At 72.6% G+C, this 16,998-nt stretch carries 18 protein-coding genes and 1 tRNA gene; 12 read left to right on the top strand and 7 right to left on the bottom strand.

Annotation, left to right across the window (positions count from 1 at the left end):
* Window positions 1-45 precede the first annotated feature (45 nt).
* Together DEI83_RS00295 and DEI83_RS00290 are read right to left on the bottom strand one after the other, a co-directional pair.
* A complete protein-coding gene (locus tag DEI83_RS00295; protein WP_111079841.1) occupies window positions 46-1,830 on the bottom strand; it encodes a helicase-associated domain-containing protein in 1,785 nt (594 codons plus the stop codon).
* A 26-nt stretch (window positions 1,831-1,856) separates the two neighbouring features.
* A complete protein-coding gene (locus DEI83_RS00290) occupies window positions 1,857-2,159 on the bottom strand; it encodes a multidrug ABC transporter ATPase (protein WP_111079840.1) in 303 nt (100 codons plus the stop codon).
* A 54-nt stretch (window positions 2,160-2,213) separates the two neighbouring features.
* Between DEI83_RS00290 and DEI83_RS00285 the strand changes: the two genes are divergently transcribed.
* Window positions 2,214-2,591 (top strand): cold-shock protein, encoded by a 378-nt coding sequence (locus tag DEI83_RS00285; protein WP_111079839.1) that lies wholly within the window; start codon window positions 2,214-2,216, stop codon window positions 2,589-2,591.
* A 2-nt stretch (window positions 2,592-2,593) separates the two neighbouring features.
* Window positions 2,594-3,196: a DUF3027 domain-containing protein gene (locus tag DEI83_RS00280; protein WP_111079838.1), complete on the top strand. Its 603-nt coding sequence runs from the start codon at window positions 2,594-2,596 to the stop codon at window positions 3,194-3,196.
* 175 nt (window positions 3,197-3,371) lie between these two features.
* Here the strand turns inward: DEI83_RS00280 and serC are convergent, their stop codons facing one another.
* A complete protein-coding gene (gene serC / locus DEI83_RS00275) occupies window positions 3,372-4,490 on the bottom strand; it encodes a phosphoserine transaminase (RefSeq protein WP_111079837.1) in 1,119 nt (372 codons plus the stop codon).
* A 172-nt stretch (window positions 4,491-4,662) separates the two neighbouring features.
* Here serC and DEI83_RS00270 point away from each other — a divergent pair, with 172 nt between their 5' ends.
* The 5 genes from DEI83_RS00270 (at window position 4,663) to DEI83_RS00250 (ending at window position 8,923) form a co-directional block, all read left to right on the top strand.
* The gene (locus DEI83_RS00270; RefSeq protein WP_111052613.1) at window positions 4,663-5,358 is read left to right on the top strand and encodes a metal-dependent transcriptional regulator; all 696 of its coding nucleotides are present in this window, start codon (window positions 4,663-4,665) and stop codon (window positions 5,356-5,358) included.
* 468 nt (window positions 5,359-5,826) lie between these two features.
* Window positions 5,827-6,225 (top strand): hypothetical protein, encoded by a 399-nt coding sequence (locus DEI83_RS00265; RefSeq protein WP_181431012.1) that lies wholly within the window; start codon window positions 5,827-5,829, stop codon window positions 6,223-6,225.
* Window positions 6,226-6,811: 586 nt separating this feature from the next.
* Window positions 6,812-7,828, top strand: coding sequence for a C40 family peptidase (locus DEI83_RS16305; protein ID WP_181431010.1), 1,017 nt, complete (start codon window positions 6,812-6,814; stop codon window positions 7,826-7,828).
* 410 nt (window positions 7,829-8,238) lie between these two features.
* On the top strand, window positions 8,239-8,733 hold the full coding sequence (locus tag DEI83_RS00255; protein ID WP_111080107.1) for an HNH endonuclease: 495 nt from the start codon (window positions 8,239-8,241) through the stop codon (window positions 8,731-8,733).
* A gap of 115 nt (window positions 8,734-8,848) precedes the next feature.
* Window positions 8,849-8,923, top strand: a tRNA-Arg gene (locus tag DEI83_RS00250).
* An 87-nt stretch (window positions 8,924-9,010) separates the two neighbouring features.
* Here DEI83_RS00250 and DEI83_RS00245 read toward each other — a convergent pair.
* A complete protein-coding gene (locus DEI83_RS00245) occupies window positions 9,011-9,970 on the bottom strand; it encodes a DMT family transporter (RefSeq protein ID WP_111079834.1) in 960 nt (319 codons plus the stop codon).
* A gap of 118 nt (window positions 9,971-10,088) precedes the next feature.
* Here DEI83_RS00245 and nadE point away from each other — a divergent pair, with 118 nt between their 5' ends.
* Complete coding sequence (gene nadE, locus DEI83_RS00240) at window positions 10,089-10,916, top strand: ammonia-dependent NAD(+) synthetase (protein WP_111079833.1); 828 nt, start codon at window positions 10,089-10,091, stop codon at window positions 10,914-10,916.
* A gap of 80 nt (window positions 10,917-10,996) precedes the next feature.
* On the opposite strand, the gene DEI83_RS00235 is transcribed toward nadE, so the two are convergent.
* The 3 genes from DEI83_RS00235 to DEI83_RS00225 form a co-directional block, all read right to left on the bottom strand.
* Entirely contained in the window at window positions 10,997-11,401 is a 405-nt protein-coding gene (locus DEI83_RS00235) for a hypothetical protein (RefSeq protein WP_146241636.1), read from the bottom strand.
* A gap of 172 nt (window positions 11,402-11,573) precedes the next feature.
* Entirely contained in the window at window positions 11,574-11,852 is a 279-nt protein-coding gene (locus tag DEI83_RS00230; RefSeq protein ID WP_111079831.1) for a GlsB/YeaQ/YmgE family stress response membrane protein, read from the bottom strand.
* A 106-nt stretch (window positions 11,853-11,958) separates the two neighbouring features.
* Entirely contained in the window at window positions 11,959-12,222 is a 264-nt protein-coding gene (locus DEI83_RS00225) for a glutaredoxin family protein (RefSeq protein ID WP_111079830.1), read from the bottom strand.
* A 75-nt stretch (window positions 12,223-12,297) separates the two neighbouring features.
* On the opposite strand from DEI83_RS00225, the gene DEI83_RS00220 reads away from it, so the two are divergent.
* The 4 genes from DEI83_RS00220 to DEI83_RS00205 are packed head-to-tail and all read left to right on the top strand — an operon-like array spanning window position 12,298 to window position 16,979.
* On the top strand, window positions 12,298-13,305 hold the full coding sequence (locus DEI83_RS00220) for a PrsW family intramembrane metalloprotease (protein WP_258370983.1): 1,008 nt from the start codon (window positions 12,298-12,300) through the stop codon (window positions 13,303-13,305).
* A gap of 58 nt (window positions 13,306-13,363) precedes the next feature.
* Window positions 13,364-15,088: an adenosylhomocysteinase gene (locus DEI83_RS00215; RefSeq protein WP_111079829.1), complete on the top strand. Its 1,725-nt coding sequence runs from the start codon at window positions 13,364-13,366 to the stop codon at window positions 15,086-15,088.
* Between the two features lie 59 nt (window positions 15,089-15,147).
* On the top strand, window positions 15,148-16,476 hold the full coding sequence (locus tag DEI83_RS00210) for an amidohydrolase family protein (RefSeq protein WP_111080105.1): 1,329 nt from the start codon (window positions 15,148-15,150) through the stop codon (window positions 16,474-16,476).
* Window positions 16,473-16,979, top strand: coding sequence for a cupin domain-containing protein (locus DEI83_RS00205; RefSeq protein WP_258370982.1), 507 nt, complete (start codon window positions 16,473-16,475; stop codon window positions 16,977-16,979). The genes DEI83_RS00210 and DEI83_RS00205 overlap by 4 nt, the downstream gene beginning before the upstream one ends.
* Window positions 16,980-16,998 lie beyond the last annotated feature (19 nt).

Raw genomic sequence — 16,998 nt, 5'->3', positions numbered from 1 at the left:
AGGCGGCGCAGCTGGTGCGACGCCCGGTTGTCCACAGGACGCCCGTCAGGCATCGCTCTCGATCGCGACGACGAGTGACAGCGGGAGGGTCCGCTCGACGTCCACCGCGGTGTCCTTCCCACGCACCCGACCGGCGGCGACCGAGGTCGGGACGATCGAGAACGGCCGCTCCGACCCGTCCGGCATCCGGACCGTCACCCGGACCGGTGTCCGTCCGCGCACCGCCATGTCGATCTGCCGGGCCATCCACTCCTGCTCCGGCTCCGCATCGCCACGCTCCGTCGTCAGACGCAGGCGCTGCACGAGCGCGTGGGCCGCCTGTCCGGGCGAACGGCTCGGCGTGCGCCGTCGGACGGGAGGCCCGGATCGCGCCTCGGGGCGGGCGTCGGCTGCGAGCACGGCCGGGTAGCGCTGGTCCTCGAGGGCGCTCGCCACGACGTGCGGCGGGTACTTCGTCACGAGGGTGGTGAGGTCGGGCCGCTCCCACGCCAGTTGGCGGAGCTCGGCGTCCACCCCGATGAGGTCGAGTTGCTCGGGGGTCCCGTGCACCACCGAGCCGAGGCCGCCCTCGCCGCGGCCGACGACGACGCTGCCGTCCCGCGTGGCGACCTGGTCGACGAGGTAGGTGAGGGGCTGCGGGACGTCGGTGGCGCCGAGTCGGGTGAAGAGCGCCAGGACCTCGTCGCGGGTGCGGCCGGCACGCAGCGCCCGGCGGATCGAGTCCTCGGACACCCGGTACCGCGCCGCGAGTCCCGGCGCCTCGAGGTCGGCGACGGCGCGGAGGTCGTCGTCGTCGACCGGCGAGAGCGGGCCCGGTGCGATGACGGTGAGGTCCGGCTGGAGGTACACGCCGTCGACCGTCCCGGGCAGATCGGCATCGGCGGCGGCCCGGGCTGCGTCGGGGTCGTCCCCGAGCAGGGCACGGCCGGTGGAGGTCAGGCGTCCGTCGACCGCGAGCCCGAGGACCCTGGCCGTGCCCGCCGCGTCCAGCAGCGCGGCGTCGAGCCAGCGCGACCCGGCCGGGTACGCCCAACGGCCCGTCGCCACCAGGTCGGTGAGGTCGTCCTCCGCGAGGTCGAGGACCTCGACCACGGCGGGGGCGAGGGCACGCCGCCAGTCGTGCACGAGCGAGGCCCAGCGATCGGGCCACGACGACCGGAGCCAGGCCCGCCCGCGTTCCGACACCTTCCAGGAGCCGTCCTCCGGGTGCGCGGCGCCGACGCGGTCGAGCAGCGCGAGGCGGTCCGGCACCACGGCGGCGTCCGCTCCCGTGCGTTCGGCGAGTTGTCTGGCGAGCGGCGCCCCGATCCCGCCCTTCGCGAGCTCCCGGACGGCGCCGGCGTCGGCCGCGTGGAGGAGTTCCGCGAGCACGGTGAGCGTCTCGAAGGCGTGCTCGGCCCCGGCGGCGCGAGTGCGGGCGTCGTCCGCGCCGTCTCCGGGGTCCTGCGGGGTGGCGGGTGCGGGGCGGGCTGGCGCCGGGCCTCCCGGGCCGTCCGGCACCAGGCCGGGCCGGGCCGCCAACCGGGCCGCGACCGCGTCGTCCACGGCGCCGTCCTCGGCGACCAGACCGAGTGCGACGGCCGGGGCGAGGTCCTCGGGGGAGCCGCCGTCACGCAGCGCGACGAGCGTGCGCCGGGGGAGCCGCTCGATGGCGGCGTCCACAGCGTCGTCCGTGCGGAGCGCCTCGGCGAGGTCGAAGAAGTCCGCGATGTGCTGCGGGCCGGATTCGCCGAGCGCGGCGGCGGGCAGGGCGCGCGCGAGCACGAGTCGCTCGAGCGCGTCGTCGGGGAGCTCGCGCAGGCGTGCGGCGAGGTCCGTCGTGGTCGTCATCGTCCTGCGGGCGTCCGGGGCGGACGTCAGCGCGCCTCTGTGCGGTGCTGCCGCGCCTTGCGCGTCCAGGTGACGACCAGGAGTGTCAGCATGAGGACGAACGCGACCGGCGGACCGAAGTAGACGACCCCCAGGGCGACCGGCCAGATGCCGTCCCCCGGGATCTGCTGCAGCGTCAGCCACCCGGTGATCATGACGATGAAGCACGCCAGGATGAGGAGGACGATCCCACCGACCATGAACGCGAGCGTGCGTTCGGTACGATTGAACGTCGCCGGGGGTTCCGCAGCAGTGCGGGAGTCCCCGGTGGATCGGGTCGGCTTGGCCATCCACCCAGGATAGTCCGACGCACCGCGGCCGTTCATGTGACGAGGAGTCCCAGCATGCCCACCGGCAAGGTCAAGTTCTACGACGACCAGAAGGGCTTCGGTTTCATCTCCGGAGACGACGGCGACCAGGTCTTCCTGCACGCCTCCTCCCTGCCCGACGGTGTGACCACGGTGAAGGCCGGCACCAAGCTCGAGTACGGGGTGGTGCAGGGCAAGAAGGGATCGCAGGCGTTGACCGTCCGGATCCTCGAGGCGCAGCCCTCGCTCGCCAAGATGACCCGACGCTCGGCCGACGACATGGCCGTGATCGTCGAGGACTTGGTGAAGGAACTCGACCGCATCAGCGGTGACCTCAAGCGGGGCCGCTACCCGAAGAACGGTGAGCGGATCGCCACCATCCTGCGACACGTCGCCGACCAGTTGGACGCGTGAACATGACCACCGACCTCACCGAGCTCGCCCGCGGCGCACTGCTCGAGATCACCCCCGAAGCCACCGTCGGGAGCCCCGTCGGCACGGTCGAGGAGGGCGACGGCGTCGTCTCCGTCCTCTTCGCCAACCGCATGCCGGGGTACCCGGGGTGGCGCTGGACCGTCAGCATCGCCCAGGTCGAGGGTGACGAGCCCACCGTGCTCGAGGTCGAACTGATGCCGGGTGACGGCTCGTTGCTCGCGCCGGAGTGGGTGCCGTGGTCGGAGCGACTGGCCGAGTACCGGGCCGCGCAGGACGACGAGGAGTCGGACGAGGACGAGGACGAGGACGAGGACGACTTCGACGACGAGGCGGACGAGGACGACGACGAGTCGGACGACGATGACGAGTCCGACGACGACTCGGACGACGACGACGACTCGGACGACGACGACTCGGATGACGACGACGACGAGGAGTCGGACGACGACGAGCCCGTCGCCCCGCCCGCCCGCACCCGTGGTCGTCGCCGCACCCGCCGCGTCCGTCCCGTCGACCCCGACGACGACCTGGACCTGGACCAGCTCGACGCCGGCGAGACCGATCCCGGCTTCCACCGGTCCTGACCGGTCACTCCGGTCCTGACCCGTCGGGCAGGACCTGACCCGTCGGTCTGGTCCTGCCCGACCCACGCGACACGTCGACGCATGCGACACGCGGACCCACGCGACACGGCGAGGGCGGTGCCCTGCAACGGAACACCGTTGCGGGACACCGCCCTCGTCGCGTCCGGCGGCGGGGTCAGCTCGCCAGGGCAGCCACCACGTGGTCGATCGCCCGCGTGAGCTTGGTGACGTCGTCGGGGTCGATCGCCGTGAAGGTCGCGACGCGGAGCTGGTTCCGGCCGAGCTTCCGGTACGGCTCCGTGTCGACGATGCCGTTCTGCCGGAGCGTCGCGGCCACGGCCTTGGCGTCGATCGAGTCGTCGAGGTCGATCGTCACGACGACCTGGGACCGGTGCGCCGGGTCGGTGACGAACGGCGTCGCGTAGTCGGAGGCCTCGGCCCAGTCGTAGAGCGTCGAGGACGACGTCTTCGTGCGGCCGTCGGCCCACGCCAGACCGCCGGACTGGTTCATCCACCGCACCTGGTCGTCGAGGAGCAGCAGGGTCGTGATCGCCGGGGTGTTCAGCGTCTGGTCCAACCGGGAGTTGTCCACGGCGTTCTTCAGCGACAGGAACTCCGGGATGTAGCGGTCGGACGCGGCGATCCGCTCGACACGCTCGATCGCCGCGGGGGAGAACAGTGCGAGCCAGAGCCCGCCGTCCGAGGCGAAGTTCTTCTGCGGGGCGAAGTAGTAGACGTCGGTCTGGTCGACGTCGAACGCGGCACCACCGGCAGCGCTCGTGGCGTCGACGACGGTCAATGCGCCGGGGTCGCCCGCGGCCCGGACGACCGGGGCCATGACGCCGGTCGAGGTCTCGTTGTGCGGGTAGGCGTAGACGTCGACACCCTCGACGATCTCGAGCTCGGCGCGGGACCCGCCCGGGGCCTCCACGACGTGCGGTGCCTCGAGCCACGGGGCGGCGGCGGCCTTGGCGAACTTCGACCCGAACTCACCGAAGGACAGGTTCTCCGCCCGGCGCTCGATGAGCCCGAACGCGGCGGCGTCCCAGAACGCGGTCGACCCGCCGTTGCCGAGGACGACCTCGTACCCGTCCGGCACCTGGAAGAGGTCGGCGAGGCCCTGCCGGACGGAGCCGACCAGGTCCTTGACGGGCTTCTGGCGGTGCGAGGTCCCGAGGACGGTCGCGCCGCGGGTGACGAGGGTCTCGAGCTGCGCTCCGCGGATCTTCGACGGACCACATCCGAAGCGGCCGTCGGTGGGGAGGAGGTCGGCTGGGATGACGATGTCTGCCATGGGCCGATCCTACCGACGGCCCCGCGGTCGCCCCCATGGACCGGCCGGACGGGGCGGGGCCGGGACGGGCCTCCCGGCCGGCGTCCGCGCAGAGCGCAGGTGTCGGTCCCGGTGCGTCGGCGCCAGCAAGTAGTGTGGGTCGGGCTGGGTCCACATCAGGAGAGGCGGAGGCGTGACCGATCTCGTCGACACCACGGAGATGTACCTCCGCACCATCCTCGACCTCGAAGAAGAGGGCATCGTCCCGCTGCGCGCCCGGATCTCGGAGCGCCTCGGGCACTCGGGCCCCACGGTCTCGCAGACGATCGCCCGCATGGAGCGCGACGGCCTCGTCGTCGTCTCGGGCGACCGGCACCTGGAACTCACCGACACCGGTCGGTCCCGCGCCACGCACGTGATGCGCAAGCACCGTCTGGCCGAGCGGTTGCTCGCCGACGTGATCGGCCTCGACTGGGCCTTCGTCCACGACGAGGCCTGTCGGTGGGAGCACGTGATGAGCGAGCAGGTGGAGGTCCGCCTGCTCGAGATGCTCGGGAACCCGACGGAGTCCCCGTACGGCAACCCGATCCCGGGCCTGGCGGAGATCGGCGGTCCCACCGCTCCGGGCTTCCTGGACGGCGTGCGGAACATCGTGGCGGCCACCGACGACACCGACGCCGTCGCGACCGGCGTCATCCGGCGCCTGGGTGAGCCGGTGCAGTTCGAACCGGAGCTCCTGCACCAGCTCCGCAGTGCCGGGGTCATGCCCGGGCGGACGGCGAGCGTGCAGCGTGCGGGCGCCTACGTGTCGGTCCGCGTCGACGGCGAGGACGCCGGGATCGAACTGCCGACCGAGGTCGCGCAGCACGTCTACATCAGCACCGACTGACGTCTCCTCGCCCGCCGCACCGAGGGGCAGGAACGGTCTGCCCTGTCCGGGCGTGCCCCGTCCGTTCCCTGGACGCCCGTCGGACGACCCGCACGAGGACGTGAAGGTGTTGACTCGAACCCCGCCGACGCGGCGGACCGGAAGCCGGTCCTCGACCACGACCCGCTCACCGGTGACAGGTCCGGCTACCTGGACGCCGACACCGTACAACGTGGGGCGGGTCACGACGGGGCACGAGGACGATGCGACCGCGTACCACCCGAAACCACCGACGAAGCGAGACCAGGACCTGATCGACGGGAAGCCCTGGTGGATGGCGGGACGATGACGACGACGACCACCGCACGATGGACCACGGCGAGGCGCGCCGTCGCGGGCGTCCTCGTCATGACGGCCACCACCACCGTGCTCGCAGGCTGTGTCCTGCGGGGACCCGACACCGCAGCACCAGGACGAACGGAGCCGACCGTGGACGCCGACACCGCGAAGCAGCAGATGATCGAAGCCGTCGACGACGCCACCGAGCGACTCGGTGGGGAGTGGAAGGCGCGCACCGGCCCGGACTACCCGGAAGACTGCGAACTCGAGGACGGCACGCGAGGGGCGCAGTGGCGCTACCTGACCGGGAGCACGCTCGAGGGGTCGCCCGACGAGGACGCCACCCGCATGGAGGAGCACTGGAAGTCCCAGGGGATGCAGGTCGTCCGCCGCGAGTCGAGCGACGGTCCGGCGGTCATCGGCAGCGGTGGCGGGAAGATCGCGTCGATCAGCGCGTACGCGTACCCCGGGAACTACACCGTGCAGGCGGACTCGCTGTGCTTCCCCGGCAACGCCGACGACATCGCCGAGGACCTCTCCGGCGAGTGACCTGTCGCCCGCCGGCACAGCCCGGGCCAGGCGCTGCGTCGGGGTGCACCGGAGCCCGCACTCCGGGGTACCTGCATTCCGTCCTCGTCACATGTGCACCGCGATCCCGTGACCGTCCCTGTCGACGTTCGGCAACCCGTCCTGGACCGGCCGGTCGGTCGTGTGCTGTCGCTGCGATCACTCGGTGCAGGTGCCGGGCGTCACAGCACGAGGGTCCGTTGGTGGACCGGGATCGCCGCGGTGAGCTCGCGCCTGGGTCCTCGTGGTGGGCGAATTATAGGGGGTACACGTCAGGGGTGCAACACCTTTACGGACGTACAAGAATCGGACGCACCGGTGTAACGCCGTTGGCAGCGCTCTGACCGGGGTTTCTTCACCTGTTCGTTACCAGATCACGGTTTCATCTCGACAGCGTGACCGAGCGCCCGTACACTCGACGAGTCCCCGGGAGCAGCGATCGCGGGGACCCGTGGCAGGACGTCTCACGACCCGTCTCCTGCCTGTATCGGAAACGATGACGAACGGATGGGGTTGCACACGCTCGGTCGACCACCGGGTGCGTGTCGATGAGACGCCGGAGACCCACTTGACCCACACCGGTACCGCCGCGGACGACTCGACGACCGCGAACCCGACGACCTCTGGTGACGCCACCGCAGCTCCCCTGACCCGCAGGGCAGTACGCGAAGCAGCCGAGCGTGCCACGCGCCGACCGCTCGCCCGCACGGCGTCCACCCCCGCCCGCACGACCGCGGCCCGCCCGGCGGCGGCCCGCACCGGCAGCGCCCTCGGTGTCACCCGCACCGCCGCCACCCGCTCGGCAGCAGCGCCGACGACCTCCTCGCGCAAGCGGAAGTTCATGGCGCCCGTCGTGCTCGCGGTCGCCGCCGGCATGTTCGGCACGATGGCCGTCCCCGCCGCCTTCGCGAGCACCCAGCCGACGACCGCGGCCGACGCCCGCGCCGCAGCCCCGGTCCAGACGCAGGAGTTCGACGTCTTCGCCGCCGCGGGCACCGCCGACACCTCGCGCGACGGCTTCGGCGCCACCTCGACCGCGACGCTCGCCGCCGAGAAGCAGGCCGAGCACGCGAAGGAGGTCGAGGCCGCCCGCGCCGCGAAGGCCGCCGAGTTCGCCTACGACGGCAAGACGGCGAAGGACTACCTCGCCGACTCGACGACGACCTCCACCACCACGGACGCGGCCGCGACCACCACCTCGGCCGCGCCGGCCGCTGCCGCCCCCGCCGCCGGCACCCCGTTCTCGCTGCCCGCCGTGGTCGCCACCGCGAAGCAGTACATCGGGACGCCCTACGTCTTCGGCGGCGCCACCCCGGCCGGCTTCGACTGCTCCGGCTACGTCATGTACGTGTACGCGCAGTACGGCATCAGCCTGGCGCACTCGGTCCCGCTGCAGGACCAGGCCGGCACGACGATCGCCGAGTCCGAGGCGCAGCCCGGCGACGTGGTCATCTTCGACAACGAGGCCCACGACGGCTTCTACATGGGCAACGGCATGATCATGGACGCCCCGAAGCCCGGTGGCGCGATCTCGATCCGTCCGATCTGGACGACCGACTACCACATCGTGCGCTTCGGGATCTGACCTCCCCGGAGCACCGTGTCCGACGTCCTGCCGTCGACCATGTGAACACCGTCCGAACCGGCCCCGCACCCCTCGTGCGGGGCCGGTTTCTGGGTTAGCCTCCATGCATCGGTTCGACTCGACCCGAACGGGAGACCACATGTCGACGTCACGCACGACCCGCACCATGGGTCGGCGCGCGCACGTCGACATACGGACGACCACAGCCTGCGGGCCTCGACCCGCACGCGACTGACCAGAGCACTGCCCTGACGGGTGGTGCTCTTCGTGTTTCCGGCCCTCCCCACCGCGGTGGGGCAGCGCCGGCCGGTGCCATCCCGGTGCCGGAGGCCGTGACCACCCCGCTCGACGCCGACCGAACCGGTGCCCGCACCGCCTGGAAGCCGTCCAGGCACGTCGGAAGGGAACCCATGCGCACTCTCGTCCTCAACGCCGGTTACGAGCCCCTCGCGGTGATCTCGTTCCGTCGAGCCCTGGTCCTCGTCATGAACCAGAAGGCCTCCGTCGTCGCCGCCGACACCCTGCACCCGGTCACGGGCGCAGCCGTCAGCTACGACCGTCCGTCCGTCATCATCCTGACCCGGTACGTGCGCATCCCGCAGTCCCGGCTGATCCCGGTGTCCCGGCGCGGTGTGCTCCGCCGGGACGCCAACCGGTGCGCCTACTGCGGCCGGCACGCCACGACGATCGACCACGTGCAGCCGAAGTCCCGCGGCGGCCGCGACTCGTGGGAGAACCTCGTCGCCTGCTGCCTGGCCTGCAACAACGTCAAGGGTGACCGCACCCCGCGTGAGATGGGGTGGACGCTGCGCTTCCCGCCGAAGGCCCCGCACGGTTCGGCCTGGGTCGTGCGCGGCATCGAGCGGCCGCAGCCGGACTGGGACGAGTACCTGGTCGCCGCGTAGACGGCGACGGTCGCGACCGGGGACGGTCGCGGCAGCCGCCGGACGGGAGGCCCGGGGTGCGCGCCCCGGACCTCCCGTCCAGCGCGTCCCGGCTCCCGCTAGAGTGGACGGGCCGGCCTCTGTAGCTCAATGGAAGAGCAGTTCCGTCCTAAGGAAAGGGTTGGGGGTTCGAGTCCCTCCAGGGGCACCACGGTGGTCCGCCCGGTTCCGTCCTCAGGAAAGGGTTGGGGGTTCGAGTCCCTCCAGGGGCACCACGGTGGTCGCGGTAGCGGCTGTGTCACCGCGGTCGCCGGTCCGGGGGACCTCCGGCCGTCGTGTTCGTCGGCGCCACCGCGAGGACGACGAGCACGAGCGCGATCACCCCGAGGCCTGCCCACCCCACCGCGGTGAGTCGCTCGCCGACGACCAGCACCGCCAGCACGGTCGCGACGGCCGGCTCGGTCAGGGTGACGGTCGTGGCCGTGCTCGCCGGGACCCGTGACAAGCCGTACCCGAACAGCAGGTAGCCGAGGAACATGGGCACGAGCGCCATGTAGGCCCCCACCGCGGCGTTCTGCGCGGACGCGATCAGCGGTGCCCCGGTGACGGCGAGCACCGGCACGAGGAGCAGGCCACCACCGCCGAAGACCGCGCCCATCGCGGCCGCTCGTGGGACGCCGTCCACCATGAGGCGCCGGGAGGCCCAGGAGTAGACCGCGTACGAGGCTCCGGCCACGAGACCGAGAGCGACGCCGACGGTCGTCGACCCGGGAGCGCCGGCGGTCCCGTCCGCGCCGTGCGGGCCCTCGGGAGCGGGCGAGCCGGTCACGCTCGACAGGCAGAGCAGCACGCTCCCGAGGACGCCGAGCACCGCGGCCAGCACCCACCAACGACTGAGGGGGTGCCGGTCGAGCGCCCGCTCCAGGACACCGGACGCCAGGGGCGCTGACGCCAGCGACACCACCGACCCGACGGCCACCCCGGCGGTGTGCATGGCGGTGTAGAACGCCAGCGGGTACACCGCGACGGCGAGCGCACCGACGAGGACCAGCATCCGACGCGGCCGGAGCAACGGGGCGCTCGCTTGGAGGGACCGCGCGCCGACGACGGCCTGCAGGAGTCCGCCGATGCCGAGCGCCGCGGCGCCGACGGCGAGCGGGCCGACGTCCGGAGCGAAGGTCGCGGCCGTCCCGGTGGTGCCCCAGAGCAGCGAGGTCACCGCGATCGCGAGGAGGCCGGCACGGTGCCCGTCCGTCACAGCACACCTCCGTCATCACCGGTGCGGGTGCGGCCTCCCGAGCGGTGTGCGCGCCACTCTAGCGAGCACGGCGCGCGGACCCCGTGCGTCCGGCGCGGCTCGGGCGGATACTGGGGGAGTGCGAGAACTCCAAGCCGCCATCGCCGCGGACCTCAACGTCCAGCCCACCATCGACCCCGAGCAGGAGGTCTCGCGGCGCGTGGGCTTCCTGCGCGACTACCTGCTGACCACGGGCGCGAACGGCTACGTCCTCGCCGTCAGCGGCGGGCAGGACTCCACCCTGGCCGGCCGGCTGACGCAGCTCGCGGTCGAGTCGCTCCGGGCCGAGGGGCACGCCGTCGAGTTCGTCACGGTCCGGATGCCGTACCGCGTGCAGGCCGACGAGGACGACGCGCAGCTCGCCCTGCAGTTCATCGCGGCCGACCCGGGCATCGTCGTGAACATCGAGCACGGGGTGGACGGCGTGGTGCAGGACACCGCGGAGGCCGGCGTGGCGCTGAGTGACTTCGTCAAGGGCAACGTCAAGGCCCGCATGCGGATGGTGGCGCAGTACGCGGTCGCCGGGCAGCGCGGGCTCCTGGTCATCGGGACGGACCACGCGGCCGAGGCGGTCACGGGCTTCTTCACGAAGTACGGCGACGGTGGAGTCGACCTCACTCCGCTGACCGGTCTGACGAAGAGCCAGGGCCGGCAGCTGCTCGAGCACCTCGGGGCACCGGCCCGCCTGTACGAGAAGGCCCCGACCGCGGACCTGCTCGACGACCTGCCGGGGCAGACGGACGAGGCGAACCTCGGCCTCACCTACGCGGAGCTCGACGCCTACCTGCAGGGGCACGACGTCCCGGTCGAGGTCGCCGAGGCGATCGAAGCCCGGTACCGCTCGACGGAGCACAAGCGTCAGGTCCCGGCGTCGCCGTTCGACGACTGGTGGCGCGCAACCGCCTGACCGGCGTCGGAGCGGCCGACCACGGACGGGAGGCTCCCCACCGGACCGGTGGGGAGCCTCCCGTCCGTCGCGTCGATGGGTCAGGCGGGGTCGCGGTCGCCGCGTCCGTCGGGGTCGACGTCGGGGTGTCCGGCGTCCTGTCGGCCGGCGTCCTCGCGGTCGTCCGCCAGGCGCTCCTGCCAGAGGATGCTGCGGGCCGCGCCCTCGAGCACGTCGTCGACACTGCTGCCGGTGCGGGCGGCGAGCGCTCCGCTGAGTCCGGCCGTGAGGGTGCCACCGGCCTGCGCGAGCCGTTCGACGACCTCCTCCTGACGCGGGGTGAGCGGCACGTCGACCAGTTCGTCGACGGCGTCGCGGATGTTCGCCTCGCTCGCGTCCATGGCGGCCTCGTCGCCGGACTGCAGGGCCGCAGCCTCACCGACCACGACGAGACCGAGTCGAGCTGCGTCCTGCTCCGGGCGACGGATGTCGTTCTCGTCTGTCATGTCGTGGACCGTACGCTCCGTGCCTGCGCGCGTTCCGGACATCGGGTGACGGTGCCCGATGCGGTCCGAGGACTCCGTGGTCACGACCGGCCCCACGACGGACGCGAGGCCCGGTACCAGCTGGTACCGGGCCTCGCGTCGTGTGGTCAGCGCGTCAGCGCTGCGTGCGCCGTCAGCGACGGTTGGCACCCTTGCCCGCGAAGCGGGTGTAGAGGAACAGCACGATGACCGAGCCGATGATCGACCCGATGATGCCGGCCGGCTGGAAGAAGCCGTCCGACGGGTCGTGCTGGAAGATCAGGAAGCCCAGCAGACCACCGACGAACGACCCGACGATGCCGAGGACGATCGTCATGAGGATCGACATGTGCTGCTTGCCGGGGATGATCAGTCGGGCGAGGGCACCGGCGATGAGGCCGATGATGATCAGGCTGATGATGAGACCGAGCACGGTGTTCTCCTTGTTCTGCGGCCGGTCCGAGGCTGCGGCGGTTCGCCGCGCTCAGGGCCGACGCCCGAGACAACACTCCCTCGGCTCAGTGCGTTCCCAGGAACGGTCAGCGGGCGCCGGACGCCTCCAGCTCGGACTGCAGCTCGGCGTCGGACGGCTCGACGAAGTGCCTGCCGTTCGGCAGCACCACGACCGGGATGTTCTTCCGACCGCTGATCGCCTCGGCGCGGTCCGCCGCGGACAGGTCGGCCTCGACGTCGACGTACTCGTAGTCCACGCCCAGACGGTCCAGCAGCGCCTTCGAGCGGCGGCAGTCGCGGCACCAGTCCGCGCCGAACACGGTCACCTTGTCGAACGTCTCGTCAGTCATGTGCAGGACTACGCAGACCGCGTCTTCCGTATTCCCGGTGACCCCGCCGACGCACCGCGGAGCACGATGAGGCGCATGACGCTCGAGACCGCGCACGTCGGCACCCACCCCCACCATCGGCACGGCTGGTGGTGGAAGACCCTGCTCAGCGGGTTCCTGCTGTGGGTCGTCACGATCATCGTCACCGTCGCGACGCAGAACACCAACCTGGTGCCGACCATCATCCTGCTCGGCAGCTTCCTCGTGCCCTTCACCGTGGTCCTGTTCGTCATCGAACGGGTCACCGGGACCGTGAGCACCCTGCAGCTCGTCACGGCGTTCTTCGTCGGCGGGATTCTCGGCGTGCTCGGGGCGTCGCTCCTCGAGTCCGACCTGCGGCCCGGGGCGACCCTGTACCTGCTCGTCGGGTTCGCGGAGGAGCTCGTCAAGGGCGTGCTGCTCGTCGTCGTCGGGTGGCGGGTCCGGCCCAAGACGGCCCGGCAGGGGGCACTGCTCGGCGCGACGGTCGGCGCCGGCTTCTCGGCGTTCGAGTCCGCCGGGTACGCCTTCAACGCGGCGATCACCACCCGCGGCATCGACCTGGCGTCGCTGCTGCAGACCGAGGTGGCCCGCGCCGTGCTCTCCCCGGTCGGCCACGTGCTCTGGACGGCGATCCTCGGAGCCGTGCTCTTCGGGGTGGCGCACGGACGCCCGCGGTTCCGGTGGACGTGGCAGGTGCTGGCCGCCTACGTCGTCGTGTCGGTGCTGCACGGGCTGTGGGACTCGAACTCGACGATCTCGACCCTGCTGGCGTTCGTGCTCACCGGGACGCCGTTCTCGGCGGCGCAGAACGGGTACGTGCCGTCCTCGCTGGCCGGCATCGTGACGTCGCTGTACATCGCCGGGCTCGCCGTCGTGTCGGTCATCGGCGTGGCCGTCCTCGTCGGCGTGCTCCTGCACTACCGGCGGCAGGCGCGACGCGTCGCGGCGCAGCAGGGGTCGGCCGCGCTCGGCTCCTGGCACGCGCCCGCCGGGCCGTGGAGTGCGCCCTCGGAAGGTGCCGAGCAGGTCTGGCACCGGACGCCGCCGCCGCACGCGCTCTGACCTCACCGGCGGGACGGGCAGGGCCGGACGGGGACCGCCGTCGCTCTACGATGGCCCCATGCCGCGAGCCGATCCGACGACCCGCGCCTGGGCCGGGGCAGCGGTGCGACACACCGCCCGCGTGACGAACATGCTCATCGCCGCCCGGCGCTTCCGCATCGTCGGCGGCGATCCGCGGGACGTCATCGTGCTGCACGACCTGCTCACCGGGCTCGGTGCCCGTCCCGCTGACAGCGGCGACGACGCGGCCGTCGACCAGCTCTGGTGTCTCGGCACGCCCGAGCAGAGCACCGCCGCCGTCGAAGCCGCCAGCGCCGACCGGCCCCGCGGCGCCCTGCTGCTCGTGGTCGATGTCGGCCGCCACGTCCCGGCCGTCGACGAGGACGCCTTCGGACCGACGACGCTCGCCCGACCTGGGGTCCTCGGCGTGCCGACGCTCTCCGACGACGTGTTCCTCGTCTCCACCGGGCGCGAACCCGAGGACGACCCCGCAGCGGGTGCCCGCCTGCGCTGGGCGCGCCGCTCGATGCCGGTCTCCCGCGCGGTCGCCGACGAGCTCCGGCAGGGCGGCCTGCTCCGCGGCACCCGCATCGGCGTCAGCCTGTTCCTCGAGCCGAAGACCGCGGTGCTCTCGCTCCTGCTGCAGGACGCCGGCGCCGACGTCGTCGTCTACGCCCACGCGGACGAGACCGACGACGCCGTCGCCGAGGTCCTCCGCCGTGCCGGCGTCCCCGTGCACGCGAGCAGCACCGCGACGGTGGCGGAGCAGCGCGCGCTGGCACTGGCGATGCTCGACACCCGGCCCCACGTCCTGGTCGACGACGGCTCGCACGTCATCCGGCTCGTGCACCAGGACCGTCCCGACCTGCTGCCGACCATGCTCGGAGCGGCCGAGGAGACCACGAGCGGCCTCCGTCCACTCCGGGTCATGGCGTCACGTGGGCAGCTCGGGATCCCGGTCGTCGCGGTGAACGACGCCCGCACGAAGACGTTCTTCGACAACCGGTACGGCACCGGACAGTCCACGGTGTTCGCGACGCTCGACCTGGTGGACGCGCTCGACGACGACGTCCGGCCCGACCTGGGAGGAGGCTCGGCCGTCGTCGCCGGGTTCGGTCACGTCGGCGAGGGGGTCGCCCTGGTCCTCCGCGCACTCGGCTTCCGGGTCACCGTCGCGGACACCGACCCCGTACGGGCGCTGCAGGCCCTGTTCGCCGGGTACGCCGTCGCCCCGCTCGTCGAGGCGGTCCGGACCACCGACCTGGTGATGAGCGCGACCGGTGTGGCCGACACCGTCAGCGTGGACGTGCTCCGCGCCTGCGCTCCCGGAGCGGTCGTCGCGGTGGCCGGCGGCGTCGACCAGGAGGTCGCGGTGGACGCAGCCGTGGCAGCGGGGGCGGTCCGCACGAGGGTCGGACGGAAGGTCGAGCGGCTCGCGGTGCCGGGGGGCCAGGGCGTGCTGCTGCTGGACGGCGGCCGGTGCATCAACATCACCGCGGCGGAGGGCAACCCGATCGAGATCATGGACCTGTCGTTCGCGGTGCAACTCGGTGCCGTGCGGATGCTCGTCGAGCGGGGTGACGAGTTGGACCGTGCCGTCGTGCCGATCGACCCCGAGGTGGACGAGGTGACCGCCCGTGTGGCGCTCGCCGTGTCCGGGGCGCGGGGCGGGCCTCCCGGCGGCGGGGGCGGAACGGACGGCGCGACGGGCGACGCGCTCGCCGCGCAACCCGCCGACCGCGAGCCGGACGTCCGCACCCGACGCTTCGGGGACCCGTCGTGACCGGTCGGCCGGAGCCGTCGGCGCAGACCACGGTGCACTCCGCGCGGATCGTCGTGCCGATGACCGCGCCGCCCATCGCCGACGGGGCCGTGGCGGTGCGCGACGGGCGCATCCTGCACGTCGGCGAACGCTCGTGGGTGGTGGACCAGCTCGACGGCACACCGTTCACCGAACGACGGTGGCGTGGCGCCCTGCTGCCGGGGCTCGTCAACGCGCACACGCATCTGCAGTACACCGGCATGGCCAGTGTCGGTCGCCGTCAGTACGACGGGTTCGAGGACTGGGCGTCCGCGTTCAACGACGTCTACGCCGAGCCGCACGACTGGCGCGCCGAGGCCGCGGTCGGCGCCGAGCAATCCGTCGCCGCCGGGGTGACGAGCATCGCCGACGTCGTCACCGACCTCGAAGCGGTGACCGCACTCGAGGGAGCGGGCCTCGGTGGCATCGCCTACTGGGAGGTGATGGACTGGGAGAACGCCGCCTGGCAGGAGCACGGGCGCGACCAGGTCCTCGCCGAACTCGAACACGTCCCGACCACCCCCGGAGCCGGGCTCTCCCCGCACGCGCCGTACTCGCTGGACGTCGCACCGCTCCTCGAACTGCCCGACATCGTGCGGCAGCGCGGACTCCGCCTGCACCTGCACCTCGGCGAGGCCGCGTTCGAGGGGGAGCGCAACGCGATCGAGCCGATCCCCGGACTCGACGGCGTCGTCGGCGTCGGGCACGGCTCGGACTGGCACCTGGCGAACGTGCCGTCCTTCCGGGCGATGCGCGCGCTCGGGTTCGGCGCGAGCGCGACGTCGTTCGTCGACCGACTCGGCGTCCTCGGGCCGGACTGCCACATCGCGCACGGCGTCTACATGACCGCGGCGGACCGGGCACTGCTCCGGGCCCGGGGCACCGCGGTGGCGCTCTGTCCCCGGTCGAACGCGGTCATCGGGCTCGACCCGCCTCCGGTCGCCGACTACCTGCGCGAGGGAAGCCCGATCGCCATCGGCACGGACTCCCTGTCGTCCTCGCCGTCCCTCGACCCGATGGCCGACGTCACCGCGCTGCACGCCATCGCCCGGGCCCAGGGCTACTCCGGGCGGGACCTGCACGAGCGTCTGCTCGCCGCGGTGACCCTCGGTGGGGCACACGCGATGGGCCTGGCGGTCGGACCGGACCGGGTCGGGCACCTCGCCGTCGGAGCCCGGGCCGACCTCGCCGTGTTCGACGTCGACGCCCGGACCGTCCCCGACGCGCTCGCCGAACTCGTCGAGGACGGGGCCGGCCGCGCTGCCGCGACCGTCATCCGCGGTGTCGTCCGGACCGCCGACGCCGCCCCCTCGATCCCGACCCCCGCGTCGTCCCCAGCACCCGCCGTCACCAGCAAGGAGTCCCGATGACCGACACCGCACCCCGCCCCGGCATGGTCGCCCGCCGCACCGTCTCCGGAGACGTGGTCGAGTGGCTCGACGTCCCGCAGCGGGCCCGGGCGCTCGGCATGGAGCCGCACCCCGAGGGTGGCTGGTACGTCCGGACCTGGACCTCGCCCGCCACCGTGCAGACCACCGCGGGGGAGCGACCCGCGGCGACGCTGATCCACTTCCTCCTGCCCCCGGGCGAGGCCTCCGCCTGGCACCGGGTCACGAGCGACGAGATCTGGATGTGGCACGGACCGGACACGGTCGAGCTCGAACTCGGCGGGTCGGGGGACCAGCCGGAGCCCGGCGCGCGGATCACCCTCGGACCGGACGCCGGACGGGACCGGGTGAACGACGCGCAGGCGTTCGTCCGCGGGGGCGTGTGGCAGCGGACGATCCCGGGCGACGGCGAGGTGCTCCTCAGCTGCCTGGTGTCGCCGGGCTTCTCGTTCGACGACTTCACGATGCTGGAGTCCTCCGAGTAGCGAGGGGTCATCCGCTTCG

Origin of the sequence: Curtobacterium sp. MCBD17_021 (genome assembly GCF_003234525.1) — a bacterium.
GTDB lineage: Bacteria > Actinomycetota > Actinomycetes > Actinomycetales > Microbacteriaceae > Curtobacterium.
This window is presented reverse-complemented; position numbering and strand designations above follow the sequence as displayed.